This is a genomic window from Enterobacter sp. C6, from assembly GCF_008122455.1.
Taxonomy (GTDB): domain Bacteria; phylum Pseudomonadota; class Gammaproteobacteria; order Enterobacterales; family Enterobacteriaceae; genus Enterobacter; species Enterobacter pseudoroggenkampii.
In genome coordinates, this window is record NZ_QPFW01000223.1 from 26,849 (window position 1) to 45,465 (window position 18,617).

Genomic DNA, 18,617 nt, shown 5'->3' on the forward strand with positions numbered 1-18,617 from the left:
CTTAGTGGTGTTTGAACTTCAGCTTCTCGATCGTGGCGGCAAAATTCGGCAACCATTTTTCATGCGCCAGGATCATCTCGCTGGCCAGCTGTTCCGCATCGCGGTCTGAATGCACCAGCGGGCTGAGGTTCAGCGCCAGCAGCACGTCATTGAGCTCGCCGCTCAGCGCCGCGTTGCTTGCCGCCACTTCAAAGCCCTTAATGGTGTGGATCAGGCCCATGACCTTGTCATCGAAGTGGGTGATGCGAGGATGCGGTTTAGCGCCCTCGCGCCCCAGGATGCAGGTCATCTCGACGGCCCAGTCCGCCGGGATATTGTCGATATGGCCGTGGTGCGGCACGTTGACATAGTGTTCCGCCTGCTTGTCGTTGTAGATGGCGTTGATCACTTCACACGCCGCATCGGAGTAGTAGGCCCCGCCGCGCTGCTCCAGTTCTTTCGGTTTGACGTTCAGGTTCGGGTCTTTATACAAATCGAACAGCTGCTTCTCGACCTTCTGAACGATCTGCGCGCGCGCGCCGCCCTTATAGTACTCGCCCATTTCGATGGCCAGCATCTCTTTCTGCTTGAAGTAGTAAAGCAGGTACGAGCACGGCAGCAGGTTCAGCGAGCGGATCAGCCCTTCGCTGAACGGCAGGTCAAAGATGTTTTTCACGGATGCCGCCGTCAGGCGACCGGAAGCCACGCCGTCGAGGAGCTCGGCAAAGCGCGATTTTCCGTTCACGATGACATCTTTAATAAACACCATGTGATTCAGGCCGAACAGATCGATGGAGAGATCGTCGCTGTCGGTCAGCGCCAGCACGTCGCGGATAAACATCTTCATGCCGATCGGAATGTTGCAGACGCCGATAAAACGTTTGAAGCCGGTATGACGATAGACCGCTTCAGTGACCATCCCGGCCGGGTTGGTGAAGTTAATCACCCACGCGTTCGGGCAGATCTCCTGCACGTCTTTGACGATGTCGAAAATGACCGGGATGGTACGAAGACCTTTAAACAGGCCACCTGCGCCGTTGGTCTCCTGCCCCAGATAGCCGTGGCTCAGCGGAATACGCTCGTCCAGCTCGCGCGCCTTCAGCTGGCCAACGCGCAGCTGGGTGGTGACGAAATCCGCATCTTTCAGCGCCAGACGACGGTCCAGGGTTTTATGCACGGTCAAAGGCACGCCCGCTTTTTCCACCATGCGCTTGCACAGGTCGAAAATAATATTCAGCTTCTCCTGACCTTCCTCAACGTCCACCAGCCATAATTCGCTGACCGGTAATTCATGATAACGTTTCAGGAAACCTTCAAGTAATTCCGGGGTATAGCTGCTGCCGCCACCAATGGTTACGACTTTTAATTTCTTCTGCATAATATCTCCCTTAGCGTATCAGGTTAATCGCCTGCAAGGTATAGCGTACTCTTCCCGCTATTTGGGCAAGCCATTAAAGCAATATTTGTGGCGGATAATCCGCCGAAAGTTAATTCATTACCGTTAAATTCTTCCGGTAACTGTTCGGTGTGAATGACGTCAATTTTTTAAAGGTCTTAATAAACAGACTGGGACTGCTGTATCCTGACTCGTACGCAATATCGGTGACAGAATAGTTGGTAATTTCCAGCTGTTTTTTGGCAAAGTTAATGCGGATTTCATTAATAATTTGCACGGGCGTTTTACGATAATAGCGCTGCGTTGCACGGGTCAGATATTCCTGGGATTTGCCCGACAGCGACACCATATTTTCCAGCGCATTTTCGCTGAACTGGCCTTTATCGTGCATCAGCTCAACGGTGCCACGCAGCCATTGCGGAATATCATCCGTCACCTGCTGCTCTTCACGATGATGGCGCAGCCGGTTCATCACGTAGAAGGTCACCGTTTCAATAAACTCATCAAATTCATTGTCGCGGAAGTTAAGCGAAGCGATAACCGTCTCAATCCAGGTCATGAACTCGTTTTTGACCCGATAGACCTGGGAGGCAACGAAGCAGAACGGCACCAGCGGCAGATAGTGCTTCTCGAAGAAACGTCTGCTGACGCCCACGTTCAGAATGCGGGTGGCACCAAATTCGTAAAAGCTCTGGTGATAAGACCCCATCGGCAGGAAGACAAAATCCCCTCGCTCAAGCAGGACGCGCTTACCGTTGATCTCCTGGTAGTAGCGACCGGTCAGAACAATCGTGAACTCGTAGTAGTCATGCTGGTGCAGACCACTGGCGCTCTCCGTTTTGTTGTAGATAACCACATGAAAATTTTTGCCATTAAACAATTGCTGTTCAAGTGCGGTTTTAATTTCCATCGTGCTGACCTCCTGCTACTCAGTCTGACTTACTGCATCTTCTCGTGAAGCTCAATGAGCTCCGCCACCAGCTCACGCGCCAGCATCGAGGTCATCAGGTGATCCTGCGCGTGGACCAGCACCAGGCTGACCTTCATCTTCCCTTCGCCCTGATCGCTTTCAATCAGCTTTGTCTGCACCAGGTGCGCTTCATTCAGCGCCGTGCGGGACTGCTCCATCATGGTTTTCGCGGCGGCGAAATCCCCCTGCTTGGCCTGCTTCAGTGCGGCATAGGCCAGGCTGCGGGCCTGTCCGGAGTTGATGATAAGCCCCATCACCACTTCTTCAAGATCGTTCTCGGCGGCTTCGTCTGCGACAATACTATCCAAATCTAACATGTTTAAGCTCCTTGTGGCTGGCGCGGGCTTCCCCGCGCCGGTCAATCTTAGAATTTCAGTGAGAGGGCAATATCCTCTTCGTTCTCTTCTTCATCAATGATGGTGGCGGCTTTGTTGGCAATCGCCACGAACGGCATGTACAGCAGGGTGGCAATCCCGAGGTTGAATATCGCCAGCAGGAAGGCTGCGACGCTGCCGTTGGTGTTGAAGAAGGCGCCCAGACCTGCTGGCATGGTCCACGGTGCAATGTTGGTAATCGGTGGAATGATGCCCATGTAATACGCCGTCAGAGTGATAGCGGCCAGCAGCGGCTGAATCAGGATGAACGGAATGAACATTACCGGGTTCATGATGATTGGCAGACCGAACAGAATCGGTTCGTTAATCTGGAAGATGCCTGATGGCAGCGCCAGCTTCGCGACCTGACGGTAATCAGCACGACGAGAGACAATAAAGACCGCGATGATCAGACCCAAGGTCGCCCCGGTACCGCCCAGGAAGATATAGGAGTCAAGCATCGGCTTCGCCCACACATGGAAGGTTTTACCGGCTGCCAGCGCCGCGTCAACGGAGCCGTACTGCTGGTAAAGCGCAACGTTTTCCAGTGCCCAGGGGGTCATAATCCCGCTGTCCAGCGCGGCCAGTGCCAGTGAACCATGCACGCCAAAGAACCACAGCAGAGAGGTGAAAATCACATACGCCCAACCGACCACGCCACCCATCGACGCCAGCGGCGTAGAGATAGAGTCCATGATGATCTGGTGGAAGTTTGTGCCCCAGTGGGAGAGCGCCCAGGCGATAATCCCCATGATAGAGAGAATAATGAAGCCCGGAATCAACGCGGAAAATGAACGGGAAACGGAAGCCGGTACGCTATCCGGCAGGCGGATAACCCAGTTGCGACGGATAATAAAGGTGAACATTTCTGCCACCACCAGGCCGATAACAATACCGGAGATAATGTTGGCCCCACCCAGCCAGTTGGCGCCGACGGCATAGGCTTCACCCACGCTGTATGGCGTCACGGTCATGAAAGCGGCGACGGATAATAACCCGGCGGCCAGCGGATCGACTTTACGCTCTTCTGCCAGTGCCATCCCAATAAAGAAAGGCGCCATCAGCGACATAATCCCCAACGTACCGTTATAGACGTTGCCGCCGATGGCTTTAAAACCATTAAGGGTTTCAATAGTGGAAGCGTCTAACCGAATTCCTAATGAATAAAAGAAGGAACCTTCACCAAAGCTCAGAAAAACGTTGTTAATTAAAACGAACATGGCCCCGGCCAGCGTCAGCGGCATTAATTTAATAAAGCCGTTTTTGATGGCATTAACGTGAGGCTGCTTTCCTATTTTAACAGCAAAAGGAAGGAGTACCTTTTCAAGTGAAGCGATGACTTTACTCATAGGAAAATACCCTTAAATGCCGTAACGCATGTTACGGCGTATTGTGTGTGAAATAACTCTTTGACGGGAAAAATAAAAATTAATTAGCAGCTTTTTTAATGGCTGCCACAGCAGCTTTAAGAACACCTAAACCATCAATCTTGCCGTACAGCCCCGAGTCGATCACTTCGACCGGTTTATTCGGTAACAGTCGTTGAATTTCGGGCAACATATAGGCAATTTGCGGCCCCAGTAAAACGACATCGGCTGTCTGGCCTTTTTCGCCCGCCAGCGTCTCTGGAAACGCTTCAATCACCACAGGGACTTCATACTTTTCAGCCTGCGCACGCATCTTTGACACCAGAAGCGAGGTTGACATGCCCGCTGAGCAGAACAGGTAGATATGTTTCTTTTCCATCGTGTTTTCCCTCTTGTATGACTACCTGCCATCGCGCTATCACTCGACTCGCTGTCCCGGCAGACAGGTAGCTTGCGTACTGTTGTTTATCGTTGGAGTGAGTATACGCAATGGTACAGACAGGGGATAATTCTGGATAGACTCAAATTGTCTCTCATTGACCTGGCTTGTTGACTCCCTTCACATTTCGGGCAAATAATTCGCGCAAAGAAATAAGATTTACGTATGCATAAAAAAACCGGCCCCTGGGCCGGTTTGTTAACATCCTCAGGCAAGGAGGATTACTGCGCCTTAGGTGCCTGCGGATCGGTGTCGTATTCAGCACAGGTCTGATAGCCGGAGTTGATCACATGACCGGTATCATCCAGCGCGACAAAGTAGGTTTCTGCCTTACCATCACGTTGACCCAGGATATAGGTCTGGCAGGTCCCTTTCGCATGAATCATGGTCACTTCAGAAGAAGGTTTACCGGCAATCGCGGCCACCTGCGAACGGGTCATCCCTTTTTTAACGTCTTTTACTACGGGCTGCGTAAACTGATCCTTGGTGCGATCGTAAGCCGTACACCCTGCCAGCATAGTCAGTACCGCCGCTGCGCTAAGAATTCCTGCTACGTTCTTGTTCATATTCCGTCCTCTTGTTTATCAGCGTGTTATCTAAGCATGGGATAAAAAGTACTATTGTTCAACTTTGTGAGTTACGCCAGACGAATTTCGGAAAATTCTAATAAAACAACGATAACCTGCTAAATCGGCGCAAATTAGCGCACTCGAAACTGTGATCCTTGTCGTTTCTCGCCCAAAGGGTTAGTTTTAACAGCTAACACATTCTGTTTATGTACTGCATATGGAGGGCGTGATGGCTCTGCAACAAGAGATTATTCAGGCACTGGGCGCGAAGCCCACGGTAGATGCACATGAAGAGATCCGCCGCAGCGTGGATTTTTTAAAATCGTACTTAAAAAAGAACGCTTTCCTGAAATCCCTGGTGCTGGGCATCAGTGGCGGCCAGGACTCTACCCTGACCGGTAAACTCTGCCAGATGGCGATTTCAGAGCTTCGCGAAGAGACGGGCGATGAGACGCTGCAGTTTATCGCGGTGCGTCTTCCTTATGGCGTGCAGGCGGACGAGCAGGATTGCCAGGATGCCATTACCTTCATTCAGCCTGACCGCGTGCTGACCGTGAATATTAAGGGCTCGGTGCTGGCAAGCGAGCAGGCGTTACGCGAAGCGGGCATTGAGCTGAGCGATTTTGTTCGCGGCAACGAAAAAGCCCGCGAGCGCATGAAAGCGCAGTACAGCATCGCCGGGATGACCAAAGGCGTCGTCGTCGGCACCGACCATGCGGCAGAAGCGATCACCGGCTTCTTTACCAAATACGGCGACGGCGGCACCGACATTAACCCTATCTTCCGTCTGAACAAGCGTCAGGGTAAGCAGTTGCTGGCCGCGCTGGGCTGTCCTGAGCATCTGTATAAGAAAGCGCCGACAGCGGACCTTGAAGACGATCGCCCTTCCCTGCCGGATGAAGCGGCCCTTGGCGTCACCTATGACAACATCGATGATTATCTGGAAGGCAAAAAGCTGGATGAAGGTACCGCGAAAATCATCGAAGGCTGGTATCTGAAAACCGAGCACAAGCGCCACACGCCAATTACGGTGTTTGACGATTTCTGGAAGAAATAAAAGCAAAACAGTAACCCCAGGTTACCGTTTTAGTGTTTGCGCCCTCTCCCGTGGGAGAGGGTTGGGGTGAGGGCATCAGGCCGCACATCCTGGCCGGGTAAGGCGTCGCCGCCACCCGGCTCTTTTTTAACCACCACACTCCTGCTACACTGTATACCTGAACAGTATATGGAGCAGTATGTGAGCAGGCGTCAATCCGCCCCGCGTCTTGAGTTTGAAGCGGCGGCTATCTACGAATATCCCGAGCACCTTCGCCCCTGGCTTGAAGCAATGCCTAAACAGCCGGGCGTGTACATCTTTCACGGCGAAAGCGACACCCTGCCGCTCTACATCGGCAAGAGCGTTAACATTCGCAGTCGGGTGTTATCCCATCTTCGCACCCCGGACGAGGCCGCCATGCTGCGCCAGTCGCGACGCATTACCTGGTTCCAGACGGCAGGAGAAATGGGCGCGCTGTTGCTGGAGGCGCGGTTGATAAAAGAACAACAGCCGCTGTTCAACAAGCGCCTGCGCCGCAACCGTCAGCTCTGCTCCCTGCAGATCAACGAGGGCAAGCCGCAGGTCGTCTACGCGCGCGACGTCGATTTTTCTCATGCCCCGAATCTCTACGGGCTGTTCGCCAATAAACGAGCCGCACTTCAGGCGCTGCAGACGCTCGCGGACGAGCTCCAGCTTTGCTACAGCCTTTTAGGTCTGGAGGCAACCACCCGCGGACGCGCCTGTTTTCGATCCGCGCTGAAGCGCTGCGCCGGTGCCTGCTGTGGGAAAGAGAGCGTTGAGGCGCACCACGCACGGCTCCTCTCCGGTCTGGGGGCCATCAGCGTGAAGTGCTGGCCCTGGGAAAGCGCCGTTGCGCTCAAAGAGGTGGGCGAGGCAATGACCCAGTATCACATCGTCAACAACTGGCTCTGGCTGGGCGCTGTCGACAACATCAACGACGCGGCAACCCTGCTGCGCACGCCCGCCGGATTTGACCACGATGGCTACAAAATTCTCTGTAAACCGGTCCTGGCCGGTAAGTTTGAGATCATTGAACTCAATGGCCTGGCAGCCATGTGATTTCGCTGAACAATAAGGTACCCTGAGCCTCCAGCAGACGCAGCGTATGGGTACCCTCCTCCCAGCTGGCGCCCTGATCGGCCGTCAGCAATTTATCACCCAGTTGCCACGCCCCGCTTAACACAAACACCACGCCCCCGCGTGTGCCAAAGGTGGTAAAGGTACGGTCAGCCACGCGCACCTTCGCCCGGCAGCAGTCGCGACGGGTCATGATGTTGAAGTCCATCGCCATCCGCCCATCGGACAGCAGCGCTTTCACCGGCAGGTCGCCGGCAAAGCTATAGGGCTGATGGTGCTTCAGGGTATGGAAGAACGCCTGACCGGCATCCAGGGTCACCTCCCCGCCTTCCAGCAAGGTAATCACCCGATCGACGCCGGGAAACGAGGAGAATTCGCCGTTGCTGGCGATAGTCGCGATACTGGCACGCCAGTGAAAATCCCTCGTCGCGGGAGGGAAGCAGCAAATCTCACGCGTTTCGCCAGCACCATTGCGCCAGAGGCTGACCGGCATCTTACGGATATCAAAGAACTCCATCACCACTCCTGAATGGCACAACCCGTGCCAGGGCAAGGATATCGCTATCGTTGCTGTCTTGATTGTTATCGTTGGGTATTCACAGAAACAGTATCGGCAGCAGAGCGGGCAGGCCTTAGCGCAACGTTAATAAAAATGCTAACGCCATGACTCTACGAACATTCTCTGAAGCGACTACAGGAGGATACCGCGCTGGCGGCGGCAGGCAAGAGGGCAGGAAAGAAAAACCGCCGGTCCTGTCCACAGCGATTGCGCTTTTGTGGACAGGATCCCGGCGGTCTTAAGAGTGTGAACCGATTATTCGGTTGGTGCTGGCATTTTACCTTCCATCGCCGGACGTTCTGTCAGACGCTTCTCAAAATTCGCATTAAATTGTTTTTTCTGTTCCGGGGTCAGAATGTTGTAGATCTTGTTCTGAGTTTCCATGTGAGCCAGCATGCGGGCTTTGTGCTGCGCGGCCATTTTGTCGATCTGCGCTTCGGCTTTCGCCTTGTCGAAGCTGTCGCTGGCGATGATGTCATGCATCGCACGACGCTCTTCAAGCGGAGGACGTTTCATCTGGTCGCGTTCACCTTTTCTGATGTCGCGGATCTGCTGCTTCTGCGCATCCGTCAGGTTGAGATCCTTAAACATCATCATCTCGTTGTGCATACCCGGACCTTTATGATGCATCATCATTTTGCCTTCAGCAGGCGCGGCAGTGGTGGTGGTCGCAGTATCTGCGGCGAACGCCATGCTGGTAGCGCCCAGAGCCAGGGTAGAAGCAACAAACAGTGCAGTAAACTTACGCATAATTTATTTCCTTTCTTTCAGTTATTCTTCGGCGCTATGCCGTGTTGACGAGATTAACTTTACGGGGTTTATCGTCAATTAGTCAGAGCAACGGTAAAACAATGAAAGTGTAAAAAACAAATTTTCGCCAAATGTGGAGGAAATAAGGATAAAGCGTGGAGAGTTGCAACAAAAAATATTCAATGCGATGATTTTAAAGCGATTTAGCAGAATTATAACGGAGTGAAGGTGAATAATAAAGCAATTCACCAGGAATATTCTGCAAAACAAGCGTAAGCGCTTTAATCGTGAAGAAAAGTTTTTTACTTCCCCCTCCCGAATGATGAGAGGGGAAAGGTTCAGGATATTTTTTCCAGCATCAGCCCGGCCCGCAGGCCAAACGCGACGGTAGGGTTAGGGAATAAAACATACTCGGTGGTTTTCTGCACCTCGTAACGCTCCTCGCCATCCTCGGCCAGCAGCGCCCCTTTGCGAAACGGGGTGAAGTTCAGAGTATGCGCGGCCATATGCAGCAGGAAGGCATCGCTGCGGCGCGTGATCTGCTGTACGACCCGGTACCGCTCAACGGGCTGATGCGCGTGCTCGGGAGCCTTTCCTCCCAGCAGCGCCCGAAGGGCGAGATGCGTAGGCGCAAATCGGGTGAGATCGTTCTGGCCAAACGGCAGCGCTTTCCCCAGCTCCAGCGTACAGGACAACGCGCCAAAGTTCTCACAGGTGAAGTGCGTAAAGGTTCCGCCCGGCGACTGGTGAAAGACCAGCGCCTCCAGCCCGGCGTCTCCCAGCCAGCTCAGGAAATCTTCCTCCCACGGCTGATTGCGCTGCGGCAGCACGCCGAAGCGAACATGGTAGGACGCGCGGATGGCCGTATGCAGATCCAGATGCCAGCGCGCCGGTCCCGCAGCGGCAAAAAACGTGGTCACGACGCTCTCCAGCCACGCTGCCCGCGCCGTTTCGTCGCTCTGCGGAAACTGCGCCCAGCGCCCGCCAAACATACGGTTAATGTCGCTCACCAGGTACCGTTTGTTTTGCGCCAGCGCAGGCGGATTGCCCAGCACCACCAGCACGCGGCACGTCAGGGCGATCTCATTGCGATACAGCGCGCGCAGCAGCAGATCGACAATCTCAACGGGTGCCGTTTCATTCCCGTGAATGCCCGTTGAAAGCAGCAGCGAGAGATCGCTTTTTGCGGTCGGCGTCAGCTCAAGCACCCCGCGCCCCAGCCACCGCCAGCGAAATGAGGGGCCGTCCCCCTCTTTCTGTTCCGGCGTCTCATCGGCCAGGGTCAGCGCCAGTAAATTTTCCATATCCACTCCTTTAGCGCTGGAACGGGTAAACCGATCCCAGCTGCAGGATTGTCGATAATGCGTCCAGCGCCTCGCGTCCTTCACGCAGAAGCTGCGGGTCAACCAGATCCGCCTGCGTTAGCCGATCGCGATAGTAGCGATCGACCCAGTCATTCAGCCGCGTAAAGAGCGTATCGTTCATCATGACCGCCGGGTTAACCGCCTGCATTTCGTCCTGGGTCAAGACCACGCGCAGACGTAAACAGGCTGGGCCACCGCCGTTAGCCATGCTTTCGCGCAGATCAAACACGCGCAGTTCGTCAATCGGGTTATCGGCCTTCACCAGCTCGGTCAGGTAGCGCCACACGCCCTGATGATCCCGGGACTCCTGCGGCAGGACCAGCATCATGCTGCCGTCATCGCGGCTCAGCAGCTGGCTATTGAACAGATACGTTTCGACCGCGTCCTGCACGCTCACCGCCTCCGTTGGCACCTGAATTGGCGTGAAGCCGCGCACGCGCTCATGCAGCGTGGCGAGCAGCTTCTCCTGATGGGCAAACGCCTGCTCGTGACAGAACAGCACCTGGCGGTTGGAAACGGCAATCACGTCGTTGTGGAACACGCCCTGATCGATCACATGCGGGTTTTGCTGGGCAAAAATCACCTGGGAAGGATTGACCTGGTTCAGGCGGGCAACGGCCTGGCTGGCCGCCAGCGTCTGACGCGCAGGATAGCGGGTTGGCGCAGCGTGGCCCCCCTCTTCTCGCCCGTAGATAAACAGCTGCAGGCCCGGGTCGCCATAATCGCCCCCCAGGCGGTTATGGTTGGCCGCGCCTTCGTCGCCAAACATCGCCACCTGCGGCAGGGCCTGATGCACCTCAAAATGGGCGTCCTGGCTGAAAATGGCGCGCAGCACGCGCTCGGTGGTTTCCGCTTCGGTGGCGCGGTGGAATTTATTGTTCAGGTTCGCCACCGTCAGATGAACTTTGCCATCCAGCGTATCGGCTGACGGCGCGACGGTCGCGGCGTTGGCCACCCACATCGAGGAGGCCGAACTTGCCGCCGAGAGCAGGTGCGGCGTCTGCGTACCCGCTTTTTCAACCACCTGCTCATCGGTGCCGCTAAAGCCGAGCTGACGCAGCACCGCCACGTTCGGACGCTCCTGCGGCGGGATCACCGCCTGCGGGAAACCGGTATCCGCCAGCGCCTTCATTTTTAGCAGCCCCTGCTTCGCCGCCAGCTTCGGGTTCGAGACCTGAAAGCGATGCTTCGTCGAGGCTTCATTACCAAAAGAGAGACCGGCATAGTGGTGCGTCAGCCCCACCAGCCCGTCAAAGTTAACTTCACGCGCTTTCATGACGATCCCCTCCGGTAAAGTCCAGCCCCGGATTCAGCGTGTCCGGCAGCGTCAGCGCCGGGGTTTCCAGGCTCGCCATCGGCCACGCACAGTAATCAGCGGCATACCACGCGCTGGCGCGATGGTTGCCCGACGCGCCCACGCCGCCGAACGGCGCGGTGCTCGCGGCCCCGGTCAGCGGTTTATTCCAGTTCACAATACCGGCGCGTGCTTCCAGCAGCAGTTGTTCAAACTTCTCGCGATGCGGCGAAATCAGCCCGCTCGACAGGCCGTAGCGGGTGTTATTGGCCATCGCAATGGCCGCATCAAAATCGTCGTAGCGCCAGACGCACAGCAGCGGGCCAAAGACCTCTTCATCCGGCACGTTGCTCGCGCCGCTCATCTCAACGATGCCCGGCGTCAGCAGCGAGGTGCCCGGCTGAACCTGCTTTGGCTCGAGCAGGGTTTTCGCGCCGCGCGCGACGTGGTCCTGCCAGGCCTTCAGTACGTTCAGCGCGGCCTGTTCAGAAATCAGCCCGCCGATAAACGGCTGCGGGTCGGCATCCCACGCGGCAGGTACCAGGCGCGCGCTCACCTCTACCAGACGCTTCAGGAAGGCATCGCCCTGCGCGCCGCGCTTGACCAGCAGGCGGCGGGCACAGGTGCAGCGCTGTCCGGCGGTAATAAAGGCGGACTGAATCGTCAGGTGCACCGCGGCGTCGATATCATCAGGATCTTCCACAATCAGCGGGTTGTTGCCGCCCATCTCCAGCGCCAGAATTTTCTCCGGCTGCCCTGCCAGCTGGCGGTGCAGCTGATAGCCCGTCCCGGCGCTGCCGGTAAACAGCAGGCCGTCGATATCGCTCAGCGCGCTCAGCGCCTGGCCGGTTTCACGTCCGCCCTGCACCAGGTTCAGCACGCCCGGCGGCAGACCGGCCTGTTCCCACAGCTTAACCACCGCCTCGCCGGTTAATGGCGTGAGCTCGCTCGGTTTGAAAATAACGGTATTGCCCGCCAGCAGCGCGGGCACAATGTGGCCATTCGGCAGATGCCCCGGGAAGTTGTACGGACCAAACACCGCCAGCACGCCGTGCGGACGGTGGCGCAGCGTGGCCGCGCCGTCCGGCATGTCGGTGCGCTGTTCGCCGGTACGGGTATGGTACGCCTTGACCGAAATGGCGATTTTATTGATCATCGCCGTCACTTCGGTTGTCGCTTCCCAGCGCGGTTTACTGGTTTCAGACGCGATGATGCGCGTCAGCTCGGCCTTGTTTGCCTCCAGCAGCCCGGCAAACTTTTCAACAACTGCCTGGCGCACGGCGAAAGGCTGTTTTGCCCACGCCGGAAACGCACGGCGAGCGGCATGGCAGGCCTGATCTACCTGCGCGGCGCTGGCGTCATGCCCCTTCCAGAGCACCTCTTTTCCAACCGGATTGGTCTTTACGCGCTGTTCGCCTTCACCCGTGACCCAGTCACCGTTAATCCATAATGTCATGCTGTTTTCTCCTCAGGGCAGAGACGCACCAGGCGAACCGTATCGCCGGCGTTACATTTCAGGGCATCGAGCTCAGCAGCCGTCAGCACCAGACGTTCACATTTCGGGTTGGTTCGCACCAGCATGGCGCGGAAGTTGGCGTAATTTTCGTTCGCCACCAGGCATGCGGGCCAGTCGCCCGGCGCGGGCTGGCCTTCAGAGACCTCAACCAGCCGGCTTTTACGGATTGCGCGCACGCGGTCGATATCGCACTCAAGCGTAGGCCCGCCGTCAAAGATGTCGACATAGTTCCGGTAACGGAAGCCCTCTTTCTCCAGCACCGCGCGGGCGGGGGCGGTTTGCGGATGCACTTCGCCGATCACCGCCTGCGCTTCCGGGCTGAGGAAATGGGTATAGATAGGATGCTTCGGCATCAGTTCGGCAATAAAAGCTTTCTGGCCGGTACCGCACAGGTAGTCCGCCCGGCTGAACTCCATCGAGAAGAAGCGCTCGCCCAGGCTCTCCCAGAACGGCGAGTAGCCGGTGTCGTCGATCACGCCGCGCATCTCTGCGACCACTTTTTCGTTAAAGCGATCGCGGAAGGCGGCCATAAACATAAAGCGCGATTTGGAGAGCAGATAGCCGTTGCCCTCTTTGCGCCACGCCGGATCGAGGAACAGCGTGCACAGCTCGCTGGCCCCCGTGTGGTCATTACAGAGAAACAGCGTGGGCAGCGCGTTATAGACGTTCAGCTCTTTCGAGGCGTGAACCATGGTGCCGACGCGGTAGTTGTACCACGGGTCGTTAAGCCCGACGGCCACTTCAATGGCGCAGATCCCGGCCACGGTTCCCGTGTCGGTGTCTTCCAGCACGAACACATACCCCTGCTCGCTTTTTGGCAACGTCCCCTGCCAGGTATGCAGGGCGCGCTCGATGCGCGCCGACAGCGTTTTTTCATCGGCAGGAAGCGAGGTCAGCCCGCCTCCCGTCTTACCGGCAAGCTGCATGAGCCCGGCGAGATCGCCGCGCTCAACGGGACGGATGACCATCATGATGACACCCCGGATTTCACTTTTTCACACGCCTGCGCAAAACGGTCCAGACCGGTTTGCACCTCTTCCTCGCTGACGATCAGCGCAGGCGCAAAACGCACCACGTTGGCACCGGCAATCAGCACCATCACGCCCACTTTTGCCGCTTCCTGTGAAATAAGTTTAGCTTTCCCGGCAAACTCAGCGGTGAGTTCGCAGCCGATTAACAGCCCCAGACCGCGAATTTCTTTAAACAGCCCCGTTTTGCTGTTGATGGCATTCAGACGCTCGACAAACCAGTCGTGACGTTGCTTAACGCCTTTCAGCACCTCAGGGGTGTTAATGATATCGAGAACCTGTCCGGCAACGGCGGTAGCCAGCGGGTTGCCGCCGTAGGTGGTGCCGTGGGTGCCCACGGTCATTACGCTGGCGAATTTATCGGTGGTCAGCATCGCCCCAATCGGGAAGCCGCCACCCAGCGCTTTGGCGGTCGAAAGCACGTCCGGCGTCACGCCGTAGTGCATATAGGCATACAGCTCGCCGGTGCGGCCCACGCCGGTCTGCACTTCGTCGAAAATCAGGACCGCATCGTGACGATCGCACAGCTCGCGCAGCCCCTGCAGGAAGGCTTTTTGCGCCGGAAGCACGCCGCCTTCGCCCTGCATCGGCTCGACGATCACCGCGCAGGTGGTGTCGTTAATCAGCTCGCTGGCGGACTGCAGATCGTTATAGATGCCGTGACGAATATCCGGCGGCAGCGGTGCGAAATCCTGCGAGTAGGAAGGCTGACCGCCCGCGCTGACGGTAAAGAGCGTGCGCCCGTGGAAGGCATTTTTAAACGCCACGATGCCGCTCTTGTGGGTACCAAATTTATCGTGCGCATATTTGCGCGCCAGCTTCAGCGCCGCCTCGTTGGCTTCCGCCCCCGAGTTACAGAAAAAGACTTTTTCGGCGAACGTCGCGTCGATCAGTTTTTTGGCCAGGCGCAGCGCAGGCTCGTTGGTAAAGCCGTTGCCGGTATGCCAGAACTTCGCCGCCTGGTCGTTCAGCGCCTGACGCAGCGCCGGGTGCGCATGACCCAGCGCGTTGACCGCAATCCCACCTGCAAAGTCGATATACTCTTTACCCTGCTGATCCCACAGGCGCGAGCCTTCCCCACGAACCGGAATAAAAGCCGCCGGAGCGTAAACCGGCATCATCCATTCATCGAAATTTTCACGCGTAATTGACAGAGACATAGCGACCTCATCCGGTAAATAAAAGGTTATTTGAATGTTAAATAATTGAGTGTTTGCACTGTGAATGTAGATTGCAGCCTTCGTGCCAGCCAGCGATAAAAATGCATAAACGGGTTGAGGTAACAGAATATCAACAAGTTACGACATGGAGTTATTCACTGTTAGTGCATAAAAAGTGAATATTTTTACGACAAGCGGCGCTTTGCCGCATGAAAATCAGAAAGAGTATGCACAGGCCAAATATAATTCTGGAATTGTGATCGCTCACGAAATTTATCGGTCATTTACGCCCTGTTTGGGGGCGAAGCGCGTCAGAATGGTGCAAATATTGCACCACCGGCATTATCTGTCGCAGTTATTGGTCGAACCCGGTAACAGTTGACGCAAATTCTGCTACCATCCATGCACTATTCACCTTGCACTGGCAGCGACTATGAAATTTGTCTCTTTTAATATCAACGGCCTGCGTGCCCGCCCTCATCAGCTTGAAGCTATCGTTGAGCAACATCAGCCAGATGTGATCGGCCTGCAGGAGACAAAGGTTCACGACGACATGTTCCCCCTCGAAGAGGTGGCGAAACTCGGCTACAACGTCTTCTATCACGGTCAGAAAGGACACTATGGGGTCGCGCTGCTCACCAAAGCACCGCCGGTTTCCGTGCGTCGCGGCTTCCCTGGCGACGGTGAAGAAGCGCAGCGCCGCATCATCATGGCGGAAGTGCCTTCTGCGCTCGGGAATATCACGGTCATTAACGGGTATTTCCCGCAGGGTGAAAGCCGTGACCATGAAACCAAATTCCCGGCCAAAGCGAAGTTTTATCAGGATCTGCAGGACTTCCTGACAACTGAACTCAAAAAAGAGAATCCGGTGCTGATCATGGGCGACATGAACATTAGCCCGACGGATCTCGATATCGGTATTGGCGAAGAGAACCGCAAACGCTGGCTGCGTACCGGCAAATGCTCCTTCCTGCCGGAAGAGCGTGAGTGGATGGAGCGCCTGCTGGGCTGGGGCCTGGTGGATACCTTCCGCAATGCCAACCCGGAAACGCAGGATCGCTTCTCCTGGTTTGACTACCGCTCAAAAGGCTTTGACGACAACCGTGGCCTGCGTATAGACCTGCTGCTGGCCAGTTCGCCGCTGGCCGAGCGCTGCATCGAAACCGGGATCGACTACGATATCCGCAGCATGGAAAAACCGTCCGACCACGCGCCGGTGTGGGCTAAATTCAAGCTGTAATTACGCGTGAACATTCGAAAAATCGCTTTCCTGTGCGCCCTTCTGGGCGCATTTATTCTGACGTTTGTCATGCTTCCCCCGGGAACCCTCTCCCTGGAAGGGATTAAAACTCACCAGCAGGCGTTACTTTCCCATGTCGACCACGCGCCGCTGCGCAGCGCGCTGATCTTTTTTGCGCTCTATGTCGCGGTCTCCGCCCTGTCGATACCCGGCGCGGCGATCCTCACCCTGCTGGGCGGGGCGTTATTTCCCCTGTGGGAAGGCACCGCGCTGGTCTCGTTCGCCTCCACGCTCGGGGCCACGCTGGCCATGCTCGCCAGTCGTTATCTGCTGCGCGACGGGGTCCAGCGGCGGTTTGCTCAGCAGATGAAAACGGTGAACGCCGGTATGTCGCATGACGGCGCGGGCTATCTTTTTGCCCTGCGCCTGATGCCGCTGTTCCCGTTTTTTCTGGTGAATTTGCTGATGGGGCTGACCCGGATTGGCGTATTTCGCTACTGGTGGGTCAGCCAGGTCGCCATGCTGCCCGCGACGGTTGTCTTTCTGAACGCCGGGCGCGAGCTGGGAAAAGTGACCTCGCTGCGCGATATTTTGTCGCCGGGCATGATATTCGCCTTTACACTACTGGGGTTATTACCGCTGGTCACCCGCCGGCTGTTTTCCCGTTATCTCCCGTCTGCTAAAAAGTGAGGCATTATGCGCCGTGTGCGTTTTTGCGCGTTCCTGATCGGTCTGCTGCTGGCAGCCCCCCTCTCTGCCGCCGAAAGCTGGCACGCTATCCAACAACAGGCCAAAGGCCAGACCGTCTGGTTTAACGCCTGGGGCGGCGATCCGGCGGTCAACCGCTACCTTGAGTGGGTCAGCGGTGAGATGCAAACGCACTATGCCATTACCCTCAAAATCGTCCCGCTGGCGGATGCCGCCGACGCGGTAAAACGTATTCAGACCGAAGCCGCCGCGGGGCGTAAGGCCAACGGCTCGGTTGACCTGCTGTGGGTTAACGGCGAAAACTTCCGCACGTTAAAAGAAGCGAACCTGCTGCAAACCGGATGGGCGCAGACGCTGCCAAACTGGCGCTATGTCGATACCCGCAAGCCCGTTATGGAGGATTTTGCAATTCCCACAGACGGAGCGGAATCCCCGTGGGGCGGTGCGCAGCTGACCTTTATCGCCCGCAAAGCCAGCATGCCGACGCCGCCGGAGGATCCTCAGGCGCTGCTGGCTTATGCGCAGCAGCACCCGGGCAAGGTCAGCTATCCTCGCCCGCCCGATTTTACCGGCACGGCATTTCTTGAGCAGCTGCTTCTGACGCTCACCGATCGCCCTGAGGCTTTACAAAAAGCACCCGATGAAACGTTTGACCACGTTACCGCGCCGCTCTGGGCCTACCTCGATAAGCTGCACCCGCTGATGTGGCGCGAAGGCAAAGACTTCCCCCCTTCACCCGCGCGTATGGACACCCTGCTTGCCCGCGGCAGTCTGAACCTGTCGCTGACCTTTAACCCGGCCCATGTGCAGCAGAAAGTGGCGAGCAGCGAACTGCCCGCCGACAGCTACAGCTTTGGTTTCCAGAGCGGGATGCTCGGCAACGTCCATTTTGTGGCGATTCCGGTCAATGCCAGCGCGAGCGCGGGAGCGAAAGTGGTCGCTAATTTCCTGCTGTCACCGCGGGCGCAAATCCGCAAGGCCGACCCGGCCATATGGGGAGACCCAAGCGTACTGGATGTGAAAACGCTGCCCGAAGGCGAAGCCAAACAGCTGCTCGCCCACACGCCGCAGGGGCTGCCGAAGGTGCTTGCAGAGCCGCAGTCCGCCTGGGTGAACGCGCTGGAGCAGGAATGGCTGCGTCGTTACGGCACCCGCTGAGCGGGCTTGTCTGGCTGGCGATGGCGGTGATTTATCTGCCGGTCCTGCCCGCCGGCGCCATGCTGCTTGCCCCGGCGTTTTCGGTGACAAACTGGCAGCGGCTGCTGAGCGATCCGCAGCTACCTCAGGCGACCGTCGCCACGCTGGTCTCAACGCTCATCGCCACGCTGGGGGCGTTGCTGATTGCCCTTTTCCTCGTCAGCCTTCTGTGGCCTGGTAAGCGCTGGCGACGTCTCACGACCCGCCTGCCGTGGCTACTCGCGATCCCCCATGTGGCGTTCACCACCGGCGCGTTACTGCTGTTTGCCGAGGGCGGTCTGTATTATCAGATCTGCACCGTCTGTTCTCCGCCGTTTGACCGCTACGGCGTCGGTCTGGGCCTGACGCTCGCGGTCAAAGAGAGCGCGTTTGTCCTGTGGGCCATTTACGCCGTCCTGCCGGAAAAACGGCTCGCACTGCAGAAGATCGTCCTGCAAACCTTTGGCTATGGGCGTTTTCAGACGCTCAGCTGGCTGATCCTTCCGGCGATTGCGCCCGTTCTCGGCGCGGTGATGCTGGCGGTGCTGGCGTGGTCGCTGTCGGTCGTGGACGTGGCGATCGTGCTCGGGCCCG

General features: G+C 56.9%; 18 protein-coding genes and 1 pseudogene. 6 read left to right on the forward strand and 13 right to left on the reverse strand.

Features of this window, described 5'->3' with window-relative positions; translation table 11 throughout:
- Nucleotide 1: 1 nt before the first annotated feature.
- The 6 genes from DOU50_RS12855 to osmE all read right to left on the reverse strand — a co-directional run bounded on the left by DOU50_RS12855 (nt 2) and on the right by osmE (nt 5,091).
- Complete coding sequence (locus DOU50_RS12855) at nt 2–1,357, reverse strand: 6-phospho-beta-glucosidase (RefSeq protein ID WP_024909441.1); 1,356 nt, start codon at nt 1,355–1,357, stop codon at nt 2–4.
- A 109-nt stretch (nt 1,358–1,466) separates the two neighbouring features.
- Complete coding sequence (gene chbR, locus DOU50_RS12860) at nt 1,467–2,285, reverse strand: transcriptional regulator ChbR (protein ID WP_024909442.1); 819 nt, start codon at nt 2,283–2,285, stop codon at nt 1,467–1,469.
- Between the two features lie 29 nt (nt 2,286–2,314).
- Complete coding sequence (gene chbA, locus DOU50_RS12865; RefSeq protein ID WP_024909443.1) at nt 2,315–2,662, reverse strand: PTS N,N'-diacetylchitobiose transporter subunit IIA; 348 nt, start codon at nt 2,660–2,662, stop codon at nt 2,315–2,317.
- A 47-nt stretch (nt 2,663–2,709) separates the two neighbouring features.
- Nucleotides 2,710–4,068: a PTS N,N'-diacetylchitobiose transporter subunit IIC gene (gene chbC / locus DOU50_RS12870; protein ID WP_148769516.1), complete on the reverse strand. Its 1,359-nt coding sequence runs from the start codon at nt 4,066–4,068 to the stop codon at nt 2,710–2,712.
- A gap of 79 nt (nt 4,069–4,147) precedes the next feature.
- A complete protein-coding gene (gene chbB / locus DOU50_RS12875; RefSeq protein WP_008500676.1) occupies nt 4,148–4,465 on the reverse strand; it encodes a PTS N,N'-diacetylchitobiose transporter subunit IIB in 318 nt (105 codons plus the stop codon).
- 281 nt (nt 4,466–4,746) lie between these two features.
- Nucleotides 4,747–5,091, reverse strand: a complete 345-nt coding sequence (gene osmE, locus DOU50_RS12880; protein WP_010430142.1) for an osmotically-inducible lipoprotein OsmE — start codon at nt 5,089–5,091, stop codon at nt 4,747–4,749.
- A gap of 232 nt (nt 5,092–5,323) precedes the next feature.
- On the opposite strand from osmE, the gene nadE reads away from it, so the two are divergent.
- Together nadE and cho are read left to right on the forward strand one after the other, a co-directional pair.
- Nucleotides 5,324–6,151 (forward strand): ammonia-dependent NAD(+) synthetase, encoded by an 828-nt coding sequence (gene nadE / locus DOU50_RS12885; protein ID WP_023335358.1) that lies wholly within the window; start codon nt 5,324–5,326, stop codon nt 6,149–6,151.
- Nucleotides 6,152–6,331: 180 nt separating this feature from the next.
- Nucleotides 6,332–7,210 carry an excinuclease Cho gene (gene cho / locus DOU50_RS12890; protein WP_061715491.1) on the forward strand — a complete coding sequence of 293 codons (879 nt, stop codon included), beginning with the start codon at nt 6,332–6,334 and terminating at the stop codon, nt 7,208–7,210.
- Here cho and ves read toward each other — a convergent pair.
- The 7 genes from ves to DOU50_RS12925 form a co-directional block, all read right to left on the reverse strand.
- Nucleotides 7,188–7,745 carry an environmental stress-induced protein Ves gene (ves, locus tag DOU50_RS12895; protein ID WP_021241069.1) on the reverse strand — a complete coding sequence of 186 codons (558 nt, stop codon included), beginning with the start codon at nt 7,743–7,745 and terminating at the stop codon, nt 7,188–7,190. The genes cho and ves overlap by 23 nt on opposite strands.
- A 297-nt stretch (nt 7,746–8,042) precedes the next feature.
- A complete protein-coding gene (gene spy / locus DOU50_RS12900; protein ID WP_024908549.1) occupies nt 8,043–8,537 on the reverse strand; it encodes an ATP-independent periplasmic protein-refolding chaperone Spy in 495 nt (164 codons plus the stop codon).
- A 338-nt stretch (nt 8,538–8,875) separates the two neighbouring features.
- Nucleotides 8,876–9,841 carry a succinylglutamate desuccinylase gene (astE, locus tag DOU50_RS12905; RefSeq protein WP_148769517.1) on the reverse strand — a complete coding sequence of 322 codons (966 nt, stop codon included), beginning with the start codon at nt 9,839–9,841 and terminating at the stop codon, nt 8,876–8,878.
- Between the two features lie 10 nt (nt 9,842–9,851).
- The gene (gene astB, locus DOU50_RS12910) at nt 9,852–11,177 is read right to left on the reverse strand and encodes an N-succinylarginine dihydrolase (protein WP_148769518.1); all 1,326 of its coding nucleotides are present in this window, start codon (nt 11,175–11,177) and stop codon (nt 9,852–9,854) included.
- Entirely contained in the window at nt 11,164–12,651 is a 1,488-nt protein-coding gene (gene astD / locus DOU50_RS12915) for a succinylglutamate-semialdehyde dehydrogenase (protein WP_148769519.1), read from the reverse strand. The genes astB and astD overlap by 14 nt, the downstream gene beginning before the upstream one ends.
- A complete protein-coding gene (gene astA, locus DOU50_RS12920) occupies nt 12,648–13,682 on the reverse strand; it encodes an arginine N-succinyltransferase (RefSeq protein ID WP_061715461.1) in 1,035 nt (344 codons plus the stop codon). Before astA ends, astD begins: the two co-directional genes overlap by 4 nt.
- Entirely contained in the window at nt 13,679–14,899 is a 1,221-nt protein-coding gene (locus DOU50_RS12925) for an aspartate aminotransferase family protein (RefSeq protein ID WP_024908554.1), read from the reverse strand. Before DOU50_RS12925 ends, astA begins: the two co-directional genes overlap by 4 nt.
- A 433-nt stretch (nt 14,900–15,332) precedes the next feature.
- Here DOU50_RS12925 and xthA point away from each other — a divergent pair, with 433 nt between their 5' ends.
- From xthA to DOU50_RS12945, 4 genes and pseudogenes are all read left to right on the forward strand, one after another.
- Entirely contained in the window at nt 15,333–16,139 is an 807-nt protein-coding gene (gene xthA / locus DOU50_RS12930) for an exodeoxyribonuclease III (RefSeq protein ID WP_032645347.1), read from the forward strand.
- Nucleotides 16,140–16,145: 6 nt separating this feature from the next.
- A complete protein-coding gene (locus tag DOU50_RS12935; RefSeq protein ID WP_090417315.1) occupies nt 16,146–16,829 on the forward strand; it encodes a TVP38/TMEM64 family protein in 684 nt (227 codons plus the stop codon).
- A gap of 15 nt (nt 16,830–16,844) precedes the next feature.
- Nucleotides 16,845–18,005, forward strand: a complete 1,161-nt coding sequence (locus DOU50_RS12940) for an ABC transporter substrate-binding protein (RefSeq protein ID WP_228117532.1) — start codon at nt 16,845–16,847, stop codon at nt 18,003–18,005.
- Nucleotides 17,978–18,617, forward strand: a pseudogene (locus tag DOU50_RS12945) (thiamine ABC transporter permease); the annotation flags it as partial. The gene DOU50_RS12940 and the pseudogene DOU50_RS12945, both read left to right, overlap by 28 nt.

Excerpts from the sequence above, each read along its gene's own strand:
- DOU50_RS12925 (WP_024908554.1), bottom strand. The coding sequence starts at position 14,899 with ATGTCTCTGTCAATTACGCGTGAAAATTTCGATGAATGGATGATGCCG.
- xthA (WP_032645347.1), top strand. The coding sequence starts at position 15,333 with ATGAAATTTGTCTCTTTTAATATCAACGGCCTGCGTGCCCGCCCTCAT.
- astB (WP_148769518.1), bottom strand. The coding sequence starts at position 11,177 with ATGAAAGCGCGTGAAGTTAACTTTGACGGGCTGGTGGGGCTGACGCAC.
- nadE (WP_023335358.1), top strand. The coding sequence starts at position 5,324 with ATGGCTCTGCAACAAGAGATTATTCAGGCACTGGGCGCGAAGCCCACG.
- spy (WP_024908549.1), bottom strand. The coding sequence starts at position 8,537 with ATGCGTAAGTTTACTGCACTGTTTGTTGCTTCTACCCTGGCTCTGGGC.
- chbR (WP_024909442.1), bottom strand. The coding sequence starts at position 2,285 with ATGGAAATTAAAACCGCACTTGAACAGCAATTGTTTAATGGCAAAAAT.
- astE (WP_148769517.1), bottom strand. The coding sequence starts at position 9,841 with ATGGAAAATTTACTGGCGCTGACCCTGGCCGATGAGACGCCGGAACAG.
- ves (WP_021241069.1), bottom strand. The coding sequence starts at position 7,745 with ATGGAGTTCTTTGATATCCGTAAGATGCCGGTCAGCCTCTGGCGCAAT.
- chbB (WP_008500676.1), bottom strand. The coding sequence starts at position 4,465 with ATGGAAAAGAAACATATCTACCTGTTCTGCTCAGCGGGCATGTCAACC.
- chbC (WP_148769516.1), bottom strand. The coding sequence starts at position 4,068 with ATGAGTAAAGTCATCGCTTCACTTGAAAAGGTACTCCTTCCTTTTGCT.
- DOU50_RS12855 (WP_024909441.1), bottom strand. The coding sequence starts at position 1,357 with ATGCAGAAGAAATTAAAAGTCGTAACCATTGGTGGCGGCAGCAGCTAT.
- chbA (WP_024909443.1), bottom strand. The coding sequence starts at position 2,662 with ATGTTAGATTTGGATAGTATTGTCGCAGACGAAGCCGCCGAGAACGAT.
- astD (WP_148769519.1), bottom strand. The coding sequence starts at position 12,651 with ATGACATTATGGATTAACGGTGACTGGGTCACGGGTGAAGGCGAACAG.
- astA (WP_061715461.1), bottom strand. The coding sequence starts at position 13,682 with ATGATGGTCATCCGTCCCGTTGAGCGCGGCGATCTCGCCGGGCTCATG.
- osmE (WP_010430142.1), bottom strand. The coding sequence starts at position 5,091 with ATGAACAAGAACGTAGCAGGAATTCTTAGCGCAGCGGCGGTACTGACT.